15 protein-coding genes are annotated in these 16,669 nt (G+C 66.2%); 5 read left to right on the forward strand and 10 right to left on the reverse strand.

All coding sequences use genetic code 11. From position 1 onward, the window contains the following. Positions 1-329: 329 nt before the first annotated feature. Both A3OM_RS0103600 and leuD read right to left on the reverse strand, forming a co-directional pair. Positions 330-1,520 carry a lytic murein transglycosylase gene (locus A3OM_RS0103600; protein ID WP_018042356.1) on the reverse strand — a complete coding sequence of 397 codons (1,191 nt, stop codon included), beginning with the start codon at positions 1,518-1,520 and terminating at the stop codon, positions 330-332. An 80-nt stretch (positions 1,521-1,600) separates the two neighbouring features. Further along, on the reverse strand, positions 1,601-2,203 hold the full coding sequence (gene leuD / locus A3OM_RS0103605; protein WP_018042357.1) for a 3-isopropylmalate dehydratase small subunit: 603 nt from the start codon (positions 2,201-2,203) through the stop codon (positions 1,601-1,603). A gap of 212 nt (positions 2,204-2,415) precedes the next feature. On the opposite strand from leuD, the gene A3OM_RS26045 reads away from it, so the two are divergent. Beyond that, positions 2,416-2,586, forward strand: a complete 171-nt coding sequence (locus A3OM_RS26045) for a hypothetical protein (protein WP_187273293.1) — start codon at positions 2,416-2,418, stop codon at positions 2,584-2,586. Between the two features lie 15 nt (positions 2,587-2,601). Here the strand turns inward: A3OM_RS26045 and ccrA are convergent, their stop codons facing one another. Next, positions 2,602-3,885, reverse strand: coding sequence for a crotonyl-CoA carboxylase/reductase (ccrA, locus tag A3OM_RS0103615; RefSeq protein ID WP_018042359.1), 1,284 nt, complete (start codon positions 3,883-3,885; stop codon positions 2,602-2,604). Positions 3,886-4,279: 394 nt separating this feature from the next. Between ccrA and A3OM_RS0103620 the strand changes: the two genes are divergently transcribed. The 3 genes from A3OM_RS0103620 to A3OM_RS0103630 all read left to right on the forward strand — a co-directional run bounded on the left by A3OM_RS0103620 (position 4,280) and on the right by A3OM_RS0103630 (position 8,428). Then, complete coding sequence (locus tag A3OM_RS0103620) at positions 4,280-6,340, forward strand: protein meaA (RefSeq protein WP_018042360.1); 2,061 nt, start codon at positions 4,280-4,282, stop codon at positions 6,338-6,340. Between the two features lie 151 nt (positions 6,341-6,491). Next, on the forward strand, positions 6,492-7,502 hold the full coding sequence (locus A3OM_RS0103625) for a glycosyltransferase family 4 protein (protein ID WP_018042361.1): 1,011 nt from the start codon (positions 6,492-6,494) through the stop codon (positions 7,500-7,502). After that, positions 7,499-8,428, forward strand: coding sequence for an NAD-dependent epimerase/dehydratase family protein (locus tag A3OM_RS0103630; protein ID WP_018042362.1), 930 nt, complete (start codon positions 7,499-7,501; stop codon positions 8,426-8,428). The genes A3OM_RS0103625 and A3OM_RS0103630 overlap by 4 nt, the downstream gene beginning before the upstream one ends. On the opposite strand, the gene A3OM_RS0103635 is transcribed toward A3OM_RS0103630, so the two are convergent. From A3OM_RS0103635 to A3OM_RS0103655, 5 genes are all read right to left on the reverse strand, one after another. Continuing rightward, complete coding sequence (locus A3OM_RS0103635) at positions 8,425-10,392, reverse strand: SDR family NAD(P)-dependent oxidoreductase (protein ID WP_018042363.1); 1,968 nt, start codon at positions 10,390-10,392, stop codon at positions 8,425-8,427. The genes A3OM_RS0103630 and A3OM_RS0103635 overlap by 4 nt on opposite strands. A gap of 75 nt (positions 10,393-10,467) precedes the next feature. Further along, entirely contained in the window at positions 10,468-11,274 is an 807-nt protein-coding gene (locus tag A3OM_RS0103640) for a DUF1206 domain-containing protein (RefSeq protein WP_051074365.1), read from the reverse strand. 167 nt (positions 11,275-11,441) lie between these two features. Then, positions 11,442-11,783, reverse strand: coding sequence for a hypothetical protein (locus A3OM_RS0103645; protein ID WP_018042365.1), 342 nt, complete (start codon positions 11,781-11,783; stop codon positions 11,442-11,444). A 35-nt stretch (positions 11,784-11,818) separates the two neighbouring features. Then, positions 11,819-12,385, reverse strand: coding sequence for a Uma2 family endonuclease (locus tag A3OM_RS0103650; RefSeq protein ID WP_018042366.1), 567 nt, complete (start codon positions 12,383-12,385; stop codon positions 11,819-11,821). Positions 12,386-12,610: 225 nt separating this feature from the next. Then, the gene (locus tag A3OM_RS0103655) at positions 12,611-14,056 is read right to left on the reverse strand and encodes a saccharopine dehydrogenase NADP-binding domain-containing protein (protein WP_018042367.1); all 1,446 of its coding nucleotides are present in this window, start codon (positions 14,054-14,056) and stop codon (positions 12,611-12,613) included. 329 nt (positions 14,057-14,385) lie between these two features. Between A3OM_RS0103655 and A3OM_RS26050 the strand changes: the two genes are divergently transcribed. Then, a complete protein-coding gene (locus A3OM_RS26050; RefSeq protein ID WP_018042369.1) occupies positions 14,386-14,553 on the forward strand; it encodes a hypothetical protein in 168 nt (55 codons plus the stop codon). Positions 14,554-14,556: 3 nt separating this feature from the next. Here the strand turns inward: A3OM_RS26050 and A3OM_RS0103670 are convergent, their stop codons facing one another. Together A3OM_RS0103670 and A3OM_RS0103675 are read right to left on the reverse strand one after the other, a co-directional pair. After that, positions 14,557-15,102: an N-acetyltransferase gene (locus A3OM_RS0103670; protein WP_018042370.1), complete on the reverse strand. Its 546-nt coding sequence runs from the start codon at positions 15,100-15,102 to the stop codon at positions 14,557-14,559. Between the two features lie 140 nt (positions 15,103-15,242). Further along, positions 15,243-16,409: a type III PLP-dependent enzyme gene (locus A3OM_RS0103675; RefSeq protein ID WP_018042371.1), complete on the reverse strand. Its 1,167-nt coding sequence runs from the start codon at positions 16,407-16,409 to the stop codon at positions 15,243-15,245. Between the last annotated feature and the right edge of the window lie 260 nt (positions 16,410-16,669).

Genomic DNA, 16,669 nt, shown 5'->3' on the forward strand with positions numbered 1-16,669 from the left:
ACGTGGTCCCGCCAAAGCACAATAAAAAAGATCGTCGGTAAGATGACGGCACATAGCAAAGTAAATCGAGTTTTTACTTCCGGAAGCGATCTCGATAAATAACGGTAGATATCGGCGTCATCTTACAAAAGCGATCACGCCGCTTGAGTTCAAGTGATGAGAAGACGTCGTCGGAAACATTCCTTCCGGCCGAAGCCTTGGGCGTCACAGCCGGAGGCAGCGACCGGCGCCGCCTCGGATGAGGGGTCAGCTTCATCAGCGTCCCGGAAAGGGCGCATCGGAGGTCGGGTCGGCCGATCGAACGAGGATGTCCCGACCCCTTCGCACCACTATCCCCGGCGCAAAGCCTCAAGCACCTTGCCGCCCGGCCGCCCGGTCTGCGGCATGCCGAGCTCGCGCTCGATGGCCTTGATCGCGTCGCGGGTCTTGGCGCCGACCTTGCCGTCCGGCTCGCCCACGTCATAGCCCCGAGCCGCCAGTCGGGTCTGAAGATCGCGGCGCTCGGCGCGCGACAGGGGCGGATCGTCGGTGGGCCATCCCGCCTGGACGCCCGAGCGACCGCGCAGGCGGTCGGACAGCACCGCGATGGCGAGACCATAGGATTCGGCGGCATTGTAGGAATAGAGCGCGTCGAAATTCCGGGTCACCAGGAAAGCCGGACCGTTGATGCCGGCCGGGAGCAGGATGCCGGCAGGGCCGTCCCCGGAAAGCGGGCGTCCGTCGATCCGGGTGACCCCCATGGAGGCCCAATGCGCCACCGCGTGCTTGTTCTTGCGCCCGGCGGCCCCGGCATTGAAGCCCTTCGGCACACGCACCTCGTAGCCCCAGGGTTGGCCGTTCGACCATTTGGCCACGCGTAGGAAGTTGGCGGTGGAGGCCACCGCGTCGGGCACCGAATCCACGAGGTCGCGACGCCCGTCGCCGTCACCGTCGACGGCGAGGCGCTGATAGGTGGTGGGCATGAACTGGGTCTGGCCGAAGGCGCCGGCCCATGACCCCGTGAGGCGGGACGGGTCGATGTCGCCGCGCTCGATGATCTTCAGGGTCGCCATCAGCTCGCCCTTGAAGAAGCCCGCGCGGCGGTGATTCGAGCAGATCAGGGTGGCGAAGGATTGAACCAGCGGCATCTTGCCGAGGTTCTTGCCGAAGTTCGATTCGACGCCCCAGACGGCGGCAATGGTGTAGCGGTCGACGCCGTAGCGCGCCTCCGCATTGGCGAGGGCCTGGCCGTGCTGCTTCATCGCCGCCTTGCCGTCGTCCACGCGTTCCTCGTCGACGAGGGCAGCCATGTAGTCCCAGATCGGCGTCTTGAATTCGGGCTGCGCCTGGGAGAGTTCGATGACCTTGTCGTCGAAGGCGATGCCGTCGGTCGCCGCGCGGAAGGTCTGGGCCGAGATCCCCTGCGAGGCCGCCTCCGCCTGAAGCGAGGCGAGGCAGGAGCGGAAGTCGGCCTTAGCCGGGACGGACGCTGCCGCACTCGCGAGGCAGAGGAGGGCGGTCAGCTTCGCGCGCGACGTCATGGGCGGTCTCCCGGCGGGTTTCGGCGTTTCCCGACCTTTAAGCCGCGCGCATGGTAAACGAACCGTGATGATGCTGGCGCTCAGGCAAATCCGCGCGCGGCGAGCTTCTCCTCGTAGGCGTCGATCTTGGGCGCGCGCTTGAGGGTCAGGCCGATCTCGTCGAGCCCGTTGAGCAGGCTCTCCTTGCGCCCGGAATCGATGTCGAAATGCAGGGTGCCGCCATCCGGCCCCTTGATGGTCTGGCTTTCCAGATCGATCGTCAGGGTGGCGTTGGCGCCGCGCTCGGCATCGTCGAACAGCTTCTCCAGATCCTGAGGCGAGACGATGATGGCGAGGATGCCGTTCTTGGCGCAGTTGTTGAAGAAGATGTCGGCAAAGCTCGTGGAGATGATGCAGCGGATGCCGAAGTCGGCGAGCGCCCAGGGCGCGTGTTCCCGCGACGAGCCGCAGCCGAAATTGTCGCCGGCCACCAACACCTTGGCGTTGCGATAGGCCGGCTGGTTGAGGACGAAATCAGGGTTCTCGGAGCCGTCGTCGTTGTAGCGCATCTCGGAGAACAGGCCCTTGCCCAGCCCGGTGCGCTTGATCGTCTTGAGATACTGCTTCGGGATGATCCGGTCAGTATCGACGTTGGTGATGCGCATCGGCGCGGCAACGCCGGTCAGGGTCGTGAACTTTTCCATGATGCTCGAAGTCCGGGTGGTTGAGAGTTCCGCGCTCGTCTCCCCGGCTATGAACCTCGTCCTGAGGTGGAAGGGCAGGGCACACGGTGCTTTCGTCGGCCGAAAAGAATCCAGAGCGATGTTTAGCACCGCGTGCGGTTGGCGGTAAGCCTGTCTCGCCGCAGTCGTCGAAGCCGCTTATGGTAGCCGCGATCAAGGACCGGGATGACGCGATGAACGAGACCGCGAATCAGTTCAAGAAGGCGCCCAAGCGCAAAAAGGAAAAGGCCCGGAGCGTTTCCGTGTCACCGGAAATGCGCCAGGCCTATGCCGATCTGATCAAGGAGCGCGAAGAGCGCGAGGCCTATGCCCAGCACCTGCCCGCCGAGGGCGGCAAGCGCTGAGCACGGTTCTCGACCTCAGCGCTTCAGGGGACCGGCCTCGATCACGTCTTCCAGCGTCCGCAGGCCGGCGCGGGGAGCGTTGACGAGGCAGGCCATGTTGCCGGGCGGGTGCTGGTTCTTCCACATCTTGGTGTGCGCCTGGGGGATCTTGTCCCACGGGAACACCTCGCTCATGCACGGGTCGATGCGCTGGTCCAGAACGAACTGGTTGGCGGCCGAGGCCTGCTTCAGGTGGGCGAAGTGCGAACCCTGAATGCGCTTCTGGCGCATCCAGACGTAGCGGGCATCGAAGGTGATGTTGAAGCCGGTGGTGCCGGCGCAGAACACCACCATGCCGCCGCGCTTCACCACCAGCGCCGAGACCGGGAAGGTCGCCTCGCCGGGATGCTCGAAGACGATGTCGACGTCGTTGCCCTTGCCGGTGATGTCCCAGATCGCCTTGCCGAACTTGCGGGCTTCCTTGGTCCAGGCGTGGAATTCCGGCGAGTTCACCTTCGGCAACTGGCCCCAGCAATCGAAGTCCTTGCGGTTGATGACGCCCTTGGCACCGAGGCTCATCACGTAGTCGCGCTTCGACTCGTCCGAGATCACCGCGATGGCGTTCGCACCGGAGGCGGCGCAGAGCTGGACGCCGAACACGCCGAGACCGCCCGAGGCGCCCCAGATCAGCACGTTCTGGCCCGGTTTCACCGTATGGGGAGCATGGCCGAACAGCATGCGGTAGGCGGTTGCGAGGGTCAGCGTGTAGCAGGCGCCTTCCTCCCAGGTGAGGTGCTGCGGCCGCTTCATCAGCTGGCGCGACTGCACCCTGCAGAACTGCGCGAACGAGCCGTCCGGCGTCTCGTAGCCCCAGATCCGCTGCGAGGGCGAGAACATCGGGTCGCCGCCGTTGCATTCCTCGTCGTCGCCGTCGTCGCGGTTACAATGGACGATGACCTCGTCGCCGACCTTCCAGCGCTTCACCTTGGCGCCCACGGCCCAGACGATGCCCGAGGCATCCGAACCGGCGATATGGTAATCGGCCTTGTGCACGTCGAAGGGGGAGATCGGCTCGCCGAGCCCGGCCCACACGCCGTTGTAGTTGATACCGGCGGCCATGACGTAGACCAGCACTTCGTCGTCGCCGATCTCCCAGGTCGGCACCACCTCGACCTGCATCGATTCCTCCGGCGGACCGTGACGCTCGCGCCGGATCGCCCAGGCATACATCTTCGCCGGAACGTGGCCGAGGGGCGGGATCTCGCCCAACTCGTAGAGGTCCTTGCCCTCGGTCGTATTCAAGGCCGCACTCGCCGACATCTTGGCTCTCCCGGTTATTCTTCTGAGCGACCCTATATCGACGAACCTGAACTGCTCCAAGGCCCCCTAAATGGCCATGACCCGTCACCACGCTTCCGCACCGGAGCCGTCGGCCGGGTCAATGTGTGTATTCAAAATATTGTTGCTTCAACAGACTGGCAAACTCGGCGCATTACGCATCGAAATCAATGCTTTAGAGCGACTTCGCATCTGCCTTGTCGTGCGGCGTCCTTTAATTCGCTTGATCCTGGCGTCTAGAATTTTTCGAAACATTCTGAGCCATGAGCCGAGAAGTCCGACCTTCGGCCAGATGACGGACGCCCGAGGCTTGGATAGGGTGCCGCACAATAAGCGCGAGATGGCGCGGCCGTTGGAATCGAGTGGAGTCAGTGGAATGAGCGCGAGTGCGACCGTCGCCGAGGTCAAGCGCGACAAGCCCTGGATCATCAGGACCTATGCCGGCCATTCCAACGCCAAGGAATCGAACGCCCTCTACCGGGGCAACCTCGCCAAGGGTCAGACCGGCCTGTCGGTAGCCTTCGATCTGCCGACCCAGACCGGCTACGATCCCGACCACGAACTGGCGCGCGGCGAGGTCGGCAAGGTCGGCGTGTCGATCGCGCATCTCGGCGACATGCGGGCGTTGTTCGACCAGATCCCGCTCTCGCAGATGAACACATCGATGACGATCAACGCCACGGCGCCGTGGCTGCTGTCGCTCTATCTCGCGGTGGCCGAGGAGCAGGGCGTGCCCTTCGCCGGCCTCCAGGGCACCACTCAGAACGACATCATCAAGGAGTATCTCTCGCGCGGCACCTATGTGTTCCCGCCCGCGCCCTCGCTTCGCCTGACCAAGGACGTGATCCTGTTCACGACCAAGGAAGTGCCGAAGTGGAACCCGATGAACGTGTGTTCCTACCACCTGCAGGAGGCCGGAGCGACGCCGGTGCAGGAGCTCTCCTACGCGCTGGCCATCGCCATCGCAGTGCTCGACACGGTGCGCGACGACCCCGATTTCGACGAGGCGAGCTTCGCCGACGTGTTCAGCCGCATCTCGTTCTTCGTGAATGCCGGCATGCGGTTCGTCACCGAGATCTGCAAGATGCGGGCGTTCTCGGAACTCTGGGACGAGATCGCCCAGGAGCGCTACGGCATCACCGACCCGAAGAAGCGCATCTTTCGCTATGGCGTTCAGGTCAACAGCCTCGGGCTCACCGAGCAGCAGCCCGAGAACAACGTCCACCGCATCCTCATCGAGATGCTGGCCGTCACCCTGTCGAAACGCGCCCGCGCCCGTGCCGTGCAGCTGCCGGCCTGGAACGAGGCTCTGGGCCTGCCGCGCCCCTGGGACCAGCAATGGTCCATGCGCATGCAACAGATCCTCGCCTTCGAGACAGACCTCTTGGAGTACGACGACATCTTCGACGGCTCGAAGGTCATCGACGCCAAGGTCGAATCCCTCAAGGAGGAGACCCGCGCGGCGCTCAAGGAGATCGGCGGCATCGGCGGCGCGGTGGCGGCGGTCGAGACCGGGGCGCTGAAGCGCGCCCTCGTGGAATCCAACGCCAAGCGCATCTCGGCCATCGAGGCGGGCGATCAGGTCGTCGTCGGCGTCAACAAGTTCCAGACCGGTGAACCCTCGCCTCTCACGGCCGGGGAGGGCGCCATCTTCACGGTCTCCGAGACGGTGGAGATGGAAGCCGAGCAGCGCATCCGCGACTGGCGGGCCAAGCGCGACGGCAAAGCCGTGGAGAAGGCCCTCGACGAGCTCGAAGCCGCCGCGCGCTCGGGCGCCAACATCATGCCGGTCTCGATCGCGGCGGCGAAGGCCGGCGTCACCACCGGCGAATGGGGCACGCGCCTGCGCCAGGTCTTCGGCGAATACCGCGCCCCCACCGGCGTCAGCCTCGAGACGATCTCCTCGGGTGCCGCCGAGGACGCCAAGCTCCTCATCGCCGATCTCGGCGAGCGCCTGGGCGAGACGCCCAAGCTCGTCGTCGGCAAGCCCGGCCTCGACGGCCATTCGAACGGCGCCGAGCAGATCGCGCTTCGTGCCCGCGACGTCGGGTTCGACGTGACCTATGACGGCATCCGCCAGACCCCGGCCGAGATCGTGGCGAAAGCCAAGGAGACCGGCGCCCACGTGGTCGGCCTGTCGATCCTGTCCGGCAGCCACGTTCCGCTGGTGCGCGACGTGAAGGCGAAGATGCGGGAAGCCGGCCTCGACCACGTTCCCCTCGTCGTCGGCGGCATCATCTCGCCGGAGGACGAACTCGTGCTCAAGAACATGGGTGTCACGGCGGTCTACACGCCGAAGGACTACATTCTCGACACGATCATGATCGGCATCGCCAAGGTGGTGGGCCGCGCCCTCGACAAGCGCGCCGCCGAGAAGGCGGACGCCGCCGCCGGGATCGGCGGCTCCTCCGTCAGGGGTGGCGAGACGGTATTCTAGCGCCGCATATCCCTCTCCGATTCGGGGGAGGGCGTCTGCGAAACGGGCGGGGGAGAGGTGACGGTCTCGAGCACGGGGCACTTCTCTCCCGAGGTGAGGCGAAGTACGGCGTGCGCACGACCCGTCGACACCAGCGGAACCTCACACGACAATGCCCTTCGCGCCGCTCGTCGCCGTACCGCTGGCTGCCGGCCTCAGCGCGGTGCTGATTGTCCTTCTGAAACCACTCCTACAGCGATACGCCCTTGCGCGTCCGATCGCTCGGTCGAGCCATAGCGTCCCGACGCCCCAGGGTGCGGGCATCGCCATCGTCTTCGCGATCCTTGCCGCCTGCGGGCTTCTTGCGTCGCTGACGCCGCCGATGCCGGACGCGATGGAAGCGCTGGTCCTGGCTCACGCGACCCTGATCCTCGCCGTGGTCGGCGCCGTGGACGACATCCGGCCGCTGCCGGCCTCCCTCCGGCTTGGTCTCCAGACGCTCGTCGTGGCAGCTCTCGTCCTGTCCGTGGATGGCCGGCTGCTCCCGGACGTGCCGCTCGCCGCCGAACGGGCTTTCGCGGTCCTGGCCGGGGTGTGGTTCGTGAACCTGACGAACTTCATGGACGGTCTCGACTGGATGACGGTCTCGGCCATGGTGCCGGTCACCGGCGCGCTCATGCTCCTCGGACTCGTTGGCGGTCTGCCGCCGTTGCCGACCCTCGTCGCCGCATCCCTCCTCGGTGCGTTGATCGGATTCGCGCCCTTCAATCGCCCGGTGGCCCGCCTGTTCCTGGGCGATGTCGGCTCCCTTCCCATCGGCCTTCTCGTGGCGTGGCTTCTGTATCGGTTGAGCCTGCAGGGCGGGCTGGCGGCCGCCATCCTGCTTCCGCTCTACTACCTCGCCGATGCCACGCTGACGCTGCTGCGCCGTGCCACCAAGGGCGAGCCAGTCTGGCAGGCGCATCGCAGCCATTTCTACCAGCGCGCCACCACGAACGGCTTCTCGGTGATGGAGGTCGTCACCCGGGTCTTCCTGCTCGACGTCGCCCTGGCGATCCTTGCGGGGACGACCTTGCTTTGGCCGTCCCCGCTCGTCACGCTCATTGCGATGGGCGCGGGCACGGCCCTCGTCGCCCTGGTGCTGCGGCAGTTCTCGACGATGCAAAGAGGAAAAGCCCCTTGAGCGGAAACGTCATCGCGCTCACCGGTGCCACCGGCTTCATCGGCCGCCACCTGCTGCGCTCTCTATCCGATCAGGGTTACCGGGTACGGGTGCTTCTGCGCCGCCCGGTCGAGCTGCCTCCCGGCGCCAGCGGGGCCGTAGTGGGCGATTTGAGCCGTCCCATGAACATGGCGGCGGCGTTGTCCGGCGTCGACGCCATCGTTCATTCCGCTGGCCTCGCCCATGCCATGTCCGGCACGCCGGAGGACGATTACCGCTCTTCGAACATCGAGGCGACGCGACGTCTCGCCGAAGCCGCAGCCAAGGCGCGGGTCGGGCGCTTCGTGTTTCTCTCCTCGATCAGGGCACAGACGGGAATCAGCGCGGCGGGAGCCATCACTGAAAACGATCGGCCAAATCCCACGGATGCCTATGGCCGCTCGAAACTCGCCGCCGAGGCAGCCCTGGCCGAGATCGGGATCGACTGGGTCGCCCTGCGTCCGGTCCTCGTCTACGGCGCGGGGGTGAAGGGCAACATGGCAGCACTCCTGCGGCTCGCACGCACGCCCTATCCCCTGCCGTTCGCGAGTCTGACGGGGCGCCGGTCGCTGATTTCGGTGGAAAACCTGTTGGCCGCCATCGTTACGGTCTTGCGCCACCGAGGGCCGCTCGGCCGTTCCCTGGTGGCGGCCGAACCCGACGCGCTGAGATTGCCCGAGATGATCGCAGCGTTGAGGGCGGGCCTGGGCCGGCGCGCCGGCCTCGTTCCCTGTCCGCCGAGCCTGCTCGGCCTGGCCTGCCGGGTGACGGGTCGGGGAGAGGTCTTCGAGCGCCTGTCGGGGGATCTCGTAGCATGTTCCGACGGGCTGTCGGCGCTGGGGTGGACGCCCGCTCAGACCTCCTCCGAAGGGCTCGCCGCCCTGTCCCGCGGCGATACGGCAGCTTAAGCCGGCACGGTCACCGGGGCCGGCTTCGGCTCGGGGACGCATTTCGGCCGGTTGCGATAATCCGGAATGGCGGTCTCGAACACCAGGTCGGCGGCGGCCCTGTCATGGGTCTCCACCGCCCGCTTCAACGCCGCGATCCAGCTTTCCAACACGGACCTGTCGGCGAAGACGGGCTTGGCCGCCATGACGCCGTCGATCCCGTCGAGGGCGACACGCGGCTCCTCGCGGGCGAACAGGATTTCGTTCAGGCGCTCTCCCGGCCGCGATCCGGTGAAGACCACCTCGATATCCTCGCCGGGCTCGAATCCGGCGAGCCGGATCATGCGCTCGGCGAGATCGAGAATGCGCACGGGCTGGCCCATCTTCAGCACGTAGACCGCCGCGCGCTGGTCGGATTCGGGGGTGGTCAGGGAGAGGCAGCGTCCCTCGCGGTCGCCGTGGGAGGCGGCGGTGAGAACGAGGTCGGCGGCCTCGCGCACGGTCATGAAATAGCGCACCATCTCCGCATCGGTGACGGTGACCGGGCCGCCCCGCGCGATCTGCGCCTTGAACACCGGGACCACCGACCCAACGGAGCCCAGCACGTTGCCGAACCGCACCGCGATCAGCCGGGTCGGATTTTCCTGCGGCGCGACGGCCTGCTCGGCATCGAGAGCCTGAGCCACCATCTCCGCCAGACGCTTGGTGACGCCGAGTTGGGAGACCGGCTCGATGGCCTTGTCGGTGGAGATCATCACCATGGCGCGGGCGCGGGCGGCGACCGTCGCATCCGCCACGTTGATGGAACCGAGGACGTTGGTCTTGATGCCCTCGGGCCAGTCCCGCTCCAGATACGGCACCTGCTTCAGGGCAGCGGCGTGGAACACGTAATCCGGCCGGAAGTCGGCGAAGACGCCGTGCAGACGCTCCCGGTCGCGGATGTCGCACAGAGCGCCGGTCACATCTGCCGCCGCAATGGCTGGCTGGCTCAGGATGCCGTGGAGGGCTGGCTCGGAATTTTCCACGACCAGGACCGAAGCCGCGCCGAAGGCGACGGCCCGGGCGACGATCTCCGAGCCGATCGAGCCGCCGCCTCCGGTGACGATGACGCGCGTTCCCTTGAGGAATCGTTCCAGGCGCGGCCGGTCGATGGACACGGTGGGCCGAAGGAGCAGATCCTCGATCTCCAGGGGCGCCAGTTCGGCATCGCGCATCCCCTCGCCGAGACTCGTGACCCGAGAGAGCGGGACGCCCAGCCGCCGGGCGCGGGCGATCAGGTCGTCGGGGCCGGCCTCGGGCGTCAGGGCGTTGGGCACGGCGACGAGGCGGCGCACGGGAGATCCCTCGGCGGCGAGGTTCGCGACGACGCGTTCGAGCTCCGAAAATCCACCGAGCACCGGGACGCCGCGCATGATCTGTCCGGTTTCGTTGCTGCGCGGCGACAGGATGCCCTTGGGGGACAGGTGTCGCACCGAGCCCGCTTCGATGGCCCGAAGGAGAAGCTCGATATCCCTGCCGCGTCCCAGCAGCAGCGTCGGGGTCGTGGCGCCGCGAGCCTGGCTCTGCCGCGAGCGAGAATATTTCAGGTAGCGGAAGGCGAGCCGGGTGCCGCCCAGCAGGAAGATCTGCAGCACCCAATACAGGGCGATGGCGATCTTTCCGAAGAAGTAGAAACCGTACATGCTCGCGGAAACGAGCACGTAATCGACCACGAGAAGAGTCAGGGCAAGCACGCTCGCCGCACGTACGATCCCGGCAAGATCGGGGAGCGAGGCGAAGCGCCACTTGGTTCGGTAGAGCTTGAACCAGCTGTAGACCAGCGCGGCGAAGCCGACGAAAGGCGGGAGAAGAATCGGGAGCGCGTGCAAGCGTTCGGAGAGCAACTCACCGTTGAACCGAAAGACGAAGGTGAGGGTCACGGCCAGGACGGTCGCCACGCAATCGTGGACCACCATCACCGCCGACTTGTAGATGCGCTGCTTCATGGGCTCCGGGCCGGGCGCGGTATCGGCGACGGGATGCCTCTCTGTCAACGCATCCGCGAACCGAGAAGCCGCCCATCACGTCAAGGACTGCACCGCACTCCTGACCGCATCGTCGGTTTCGTCCAGGTCCGGCGCGTCGATGTGCCGATACCGTGCCTGGATGAGACCGAACACGCCGAAAGCGAGATGCCCCGCCGCAACGACGCCGAGGAGAGCCGCACCATAGGGTTGAGACCGCAGGGCCGAGAAGGCGCCGGCCAGACCCTTTACCTCCGAGGAGGCCTGGTACCAGGCAGCGACGATGACGAAGCCGCCGATGATGAGGAACGCGATCCCGCGAGCGCCATAACCGAACTGGCCGAGCGACTTGACCCATCGGCAATGGGCTTCGTCAAGGGCGAGTCGATCCGTGACATCGCCCTTCCAGGCCTTCACCAGAAAGGCGATCCCGCCGCCGATGATTCCGAGGCCGATCAGGCCGACGAGCCAGGGACCGAACGGCTTCGCCAGGAGCCAGGCGGTCCAGTCCTGCAAGCCGTCGCCGCCACCCGCGCTTCGGCCCAGGCCGAGGGCAAGGCTAGCCGCGGTGATGCCGAGGCCGGCCGCGACGATGCCACTGCCAAAATGGGCCAGACGAACCACGATCCCCTTCGCAGAAGTCCCATGGCAGTCGGCGTCGGTAACGGATTCGACGAGGCGCCAAGTCGCGAAGCCGAACAGACCCAAAGCGATAAGGCCGACGAGGATGACCCCGAACGGACCGAGGAAGACCCAGCGGATCGCACTCTCGCTGTCGCCCGCTCGACCGCCGTGGCCTAGTGCCGCGAGAAGCGCCAGCCCGCCGACGATGCAGTAGACGATGCCTCGCGCGCCGAACCCCATGCGCGCCAGACGCTCGATGGTATTGCGGCCCAGTCGATTCACGAGGTGCCCTTCACGATGGCGTGCTTCGGAGACGGCCGAATGTGCCGTACCATCCTCAACGCCGATCGGGCTCGGACCGCTCCGGCATGGCCCTCACTTCATTGCCGGAGCGAGACCCGCTCCTCCTACTCGTTCGAACGCGTCGTCTTCCCGGCGAGGGCCACATAGAATCCGAGGCCGTCTCCGGCCGGAAGGGTCTGGAGCCTGTCTACGATCCCCTTGCGCTTCGCATCGAGCAACAGCCGCCCAACGGGCTGGAACAAGGTCTCTCCGCCTCCTTCCGGCGGGGGATCGAAGCGGATCGCCACGGTCTTGCCTTTGCCGAAGCGACTGCGCTCCAGCATGTCGTTCAAGGATGCTTCGGACGTCGGACGATTCGTCCCGCGCAGGTCGAGAACGGATTCCGCATCGGTGACTCCCAGAGAACCGCGCAGCTTGTCGGCGTAGAAATCTTCAAAGTGGGGCAAGGGCGGGACCTGACGCGGCGAGGGCGATGGGAAGCTCAGAGGGGCAGTCCGATATAGAGGGTGCCGACTGGCACGGCGCCACCGAGTTCGGGAAGGTCGAGGCTGTCGTCACGGTACAGGGCCTCGACCGTCCAGCTCTCCGCCTCGGTCCGGCGCCAGGCCTCTACTCTGACCTCGTCCTGCGAAACGATGAGGAAGGTCCGCAGGCTCGGCACAGAGCGGTAGAAATCGGTCTTGCGGCCACGATCGAGACTCATCGTGCTCGGCGACAGGACCTCGGCCACCAGCAAAGGGTTGCTGGTATAGCCGTCCTGACCCAGCGGGCCGCAGGTCACGACGATGTCGGGGATCGGCGCGAAATCGTCCATCGCCGCGCTGAGCACGCCGAGGCCGGGAAGCGCGTTGCAGCCCCGGCGTTCCGCGAGCTCGTCGAGGCGCCGGATCAGGTTGGAAACGATGCGCTGGTGGCGCGCAGAGGGCGGCGACATCGGCAGGGCTATGCCGTCGATCAGTTCCCAGCGTTCCTCGTCGGGCCGGGGCTCGGCCCAGGTGCGGAACTCGGCGACGGTCATGCGGGTATCGCGGCGCGCGGCGACGGCCATGGCGGGGGCTCCCGATCGGATACGGGATGGTAGCATCCCGCCGGAACCCTGCAACATCCGTGCAGAGCAAGCCGCTATGCAGTCGTGCTCGGGCGGGATACCGGGCTCCACAGCGAGGCCTGAGGAAAGACGTGGCGTTGGTCCTCGCCGACCATGGCCTGACCCTCGGCGCCAAGCAGAGGGCACGGAGCGCGGGGAGTACGATCCCGCGCCCCGTTCGTCCGTTCAGCTTTGAACGAGGACGTTCCGGAACTGCCAGGGGTCGGTCTCGTCGATGTTTTCGGGGAACAGGCCCGGACGGCCGGTGAGCGGCGTCCAGTCGGTGTACACGCCGACGACAGGGCCGAGATACGGCATCTGCACTTCGAGGCAGCGGCGGAAATCCATCTCGTCGGCCTCGACGATGCCGGCTTCCGGGTTCTCCAGAGCCCAGACCATGCCCGCGAGCACGGCCGAGGTCACCTGAAGGCCGGTGGCGTTCTGGTAGGGCGCGATGCGGCGGGTCTCCTCGATGGAGAGCTGCGAGCCGAACCAATAGGCGTTCTTCTCGTGGCCGTAGAGGAGCACGCCGAGTTCGTCGATCCCATCGACGATCTCGTTCTCGTCGAGGATGTGGTGCTTCTCCTGCACCTCGGCGGCCTTGCCGAACATCTCGTGGAGCGAGAGCACGGCGTCGTTGCAGGGGTGGTAGGCGTAGTGACAGGTCGGGCGGTAGGCGGCGCGCTCGCCCTCCAGCACCGTGTAGTAATCGGAGATCGACACGGCTTCGTTATGCGTCACGAGGAAGCCGAACTGGCTCTGGGCCGTCGGGGTCCACGAGCGAACGCGGGTGTCGGCGCCGGGCTGGAGCAGGTAGATCGCGCAGCGCGAGCCCTTCTCCTGGTCGCGGGCATTGTCCGGGCGCCAGGTCTCGTGGGTACCCCAGCCGAGCTCGGCCGGCTGGTTGCCCTCGGAGACGAAACCTTCCACCGACCAGGTGTTGACGAACACGCCCATGGGCTTCGGGCCCTTGGCGCGCTGGGTGTCGCGCTCGGCGATATGGATGCCCTTCACGCCAACTTCGCGCATGAGGGCGGCCCACTCGTCACGGGTCTTCGGCTCGGGCGTGGTCAGGCCGAGATCGGAGGCGACGTTGAGAAGCCCCTGCTTGACGAACCAGGAGACCATGCCGGGATTGGCGCCGCAGCACGAGACGGCGGTGGTGCCGCCGGGATTGGCGGCGCGCGCATCGAGGATATCCTGGCGCAGGGCGTAGTTGGTGCGGTCGCCCTGGCTCTTGGACTTGTCGAAGTAGAAACCGGGCCAGGGCTCGGCGACGGTGTCGATGTAGAAGGCGCCGAGCTCGCGGCACAATTCCATGATGGCGCGAGAATAGGTGTCCACGGACACGTTCACGCAGAAGCCCTGGCCGCCGCCCTCGGTGAGGAGGGGCGTGAGGATCTCGCGGTAATTGTCCTTGGTCAGCGCCACCTGCTCGAAGCGGAGGCCATGCTGATCGGCCAGGGCCTTATGCGCATCGGAGGGCTCGACGACGGTGAAGCGCGCCTTGTCGTATTCGAAATGACGCTCGATGAGCGGAAGGGTCCCGCGACCGATCGAGCCGAAGCCGATCATCACGATGGGACCGCTGATGCGGCCGTGGACGGGCCAGGAGGTGGCGGCTTCGGTCATGCGGGCAATCCTTCTTCTCGGCCCCGCTCGAACTCACGAGCGAGGCACGTCCTTAGTCGGCGGAAATGACGGTCAGGCGACGGGCTAGTGGCCGGTCGAGGGCGTGCGGTCAACCACGTCGTCGCCTACCGCCTCGTGGACCACGAGAGGCCCAAGCGGGAAGATCATTAACATGACGTTACGTCGACACATGATTCAGACGCGGGTCGCCCTCCCGTTGGATGCCGTTGCGAACGGTCGGCGCCGGACCGATATTGCGATGCAACAAACACGGCATAGACAAACCTGAAGGGACGGAAAACGCCAGAACGCCAAATGACGGAGTTCCGATGTTATCCTTGTTTATCGCTAATACCCCCGCGCCGGCCGAAGAGCCGATCGATCGCGATCCCGGCGTCATCACCCTCGCTGCGGCCTTGATCCGCGCCGTGCGCCGCCAGCACGATGCAGCCTTCCGCCGCCGCTGCGAGCAGGCCACGACCACGACCGCCATCTAGCGCTCACGCCGCCTGTCGTCGTGCATCCAATCTCTCCGGACAGGCAGCCTCTTCGAGGGTGCCTGAAGCGGAGAGAATGCCGCTCGCCCCGTCGAGGGCGCCCTTGCGGAGATTGAGACCGAGGAACCGTGCCCGTTCGAACGGGCCGGGCATGGACAGCCCGGTCATCAGATCACCGGAAAAACCAAAACGGGCGTAATACGGCGCATCGCCCATGAGGACGATGGCGCTGTGACCGAGGGCGCGCGCCCTGCCGATGGAGGCCCACATCAGGGTGCTGCCGAGGCCGTGGCCCCGAAGCGAGGGATCGACGGCGAGCGGCCCCAACAGCAGGGCAGGCCGCCCGAGCCCTGCCTCCACGTGCCACAAACGAACGGTGCCGACGACTCGGCCGCTCAGTTCCGCGGTCAGTGCCAGACCGTTGGCAGGTAGGCGTCCCTCGCGCAGACGCTCGGAGGCCTTGAGGAATCGCGCCGGTCCGAAGCAGGTATCGAGCAGCTGCTCCCGAGCCGATAGATCGGTCGGCCGTTCGTCGCGAATTTCGATCAAGGCCGTGCCCTTTCCCAGGTCCTGCCGGGTAACCCAACTGACGTGACGGCGGGCGGTTCTGCGCCGGAGATGGGCGACGGAACCGTCCGCGTCCGCTACCGAACGACCATGGAGCCGTTCGGCCGACGATCATATCGCAGTCAGATGACGTATTGCTGAAGGGGCGGGAACCCGTTGAACGCCACCGCCGCATAGGTGGTGGTGTAGGCCCCGGCTCCTTCGATCAGCACCTTGTCGCCGATGGAAAGCGAGACGGGGAGCGGGTAGGGCACCTTCTCGTAGAGCACATCGGCGGAATCGCAGGTCGGCCCGGCGAGCACGCAGGGAGACATGCGATCCTCGTCGTGCTCGGTGCGGATCGCGTAGCGGATCGACTCATCCATGGTCTCGGCGAGCCCGCCGAACTTGCCGATGTCGAGATAGACCCAGCGGATCTCGTCCTCGGCATCGGACTTCTTCGAGACCAGGATCACCTCGGCCTCGATCATGCCGGCATTGCCGACCATGCCGCGACCGGGCTCGATGATGGTTTCGGGCAGCTGGTTGCCGAAATGCTTGGTGAGCGCGCGGAAGATCGCGTCTCCGTAGGATTCGACCCCCGGCACGGCCTTGAGATACTTGGTGGGAAAGCCGCCGCCGAGATTGACCATGGACAAGGCGATGCCGCGATCGGCGCATTCGCGGAAGATCGTGGAGGCGGAGGCGAGCGCCCCGTCCCAGGCTTCGATGTTGCCCTGCTGCGAGCCCACATGGAACGACACGCCATAGGCGTGCAGGCCCTGGCGGCAGGCATGCTCGAGTACGTCGACGGCCATCTCCGGCACGCAGCCGAACTTACGCGACAGGGGCCATTCGGCGCCTGCACCGTCGCAGAGGATGCGGCAGAACACCTGGACCTCGCCGGCTTCGATACCGACCGCATCGGCGGCGCGGGAAATCTTCTCGACCTCGGCCTCGCAATCGACGGCGAACAGGCGCACGCCGAGTTTGAGAGCGCGACCGATGCAGCGCTCCTTCTTGATGGTGTTGCCGAAGGAGATCCGGTCGGCCGTGGCGCCGGAGGCAAGCGCCATCTCGACCTCGACCACGGAGGCCGTGTCGAAGCAGGAGCCCATCTCGGCGAGCAGACGCAGCACTTCCGGAGCCGGGTTCGCCTTCACCGCGTAGAAGACGCGGGTATCGGGCAGCGCGCGGGCGAAGGCCGTGAAGTTGTCGCGCACGACATCGAGGTCGAGCACCATCACCGGGCCTTCGTCCTGGCCCATGTCACGGCGAGCGCGCAGAAAATCGCGGATACGATCGGTCATGGTCGTTCCAACCCACAGGTTCGCGAGCGCCCGTTCGTGGGGCGCGCTGTCGAAATCGGGACGGCGATCAGCCGTCCGGCGTCGGGGGGCGATGCAACGCGATGGGCGGCGTGCTTTGGAGACACGTCGTCGACCGCGGGCGCATCAGCACCCGGAAGCTGCCGTGGATTGGAAGGGAGATCCCCACCGCACGCCGGGCAAAGAGAAACAAGCCTCTTCGGTGCCGGCCTTTGGAGGGCCGACGAGACCAAAAAAGCCCG

It is taken from the genome of Methylobacterium sp. 88A (assembly GCF_000376345.1).
GTDB lineage: Bacteria > Pseudomonadota > Alphaproteobacteria > Rhizobiales > Beijerinckiaceae > Methylobacterium > Methylobacterium bullatum.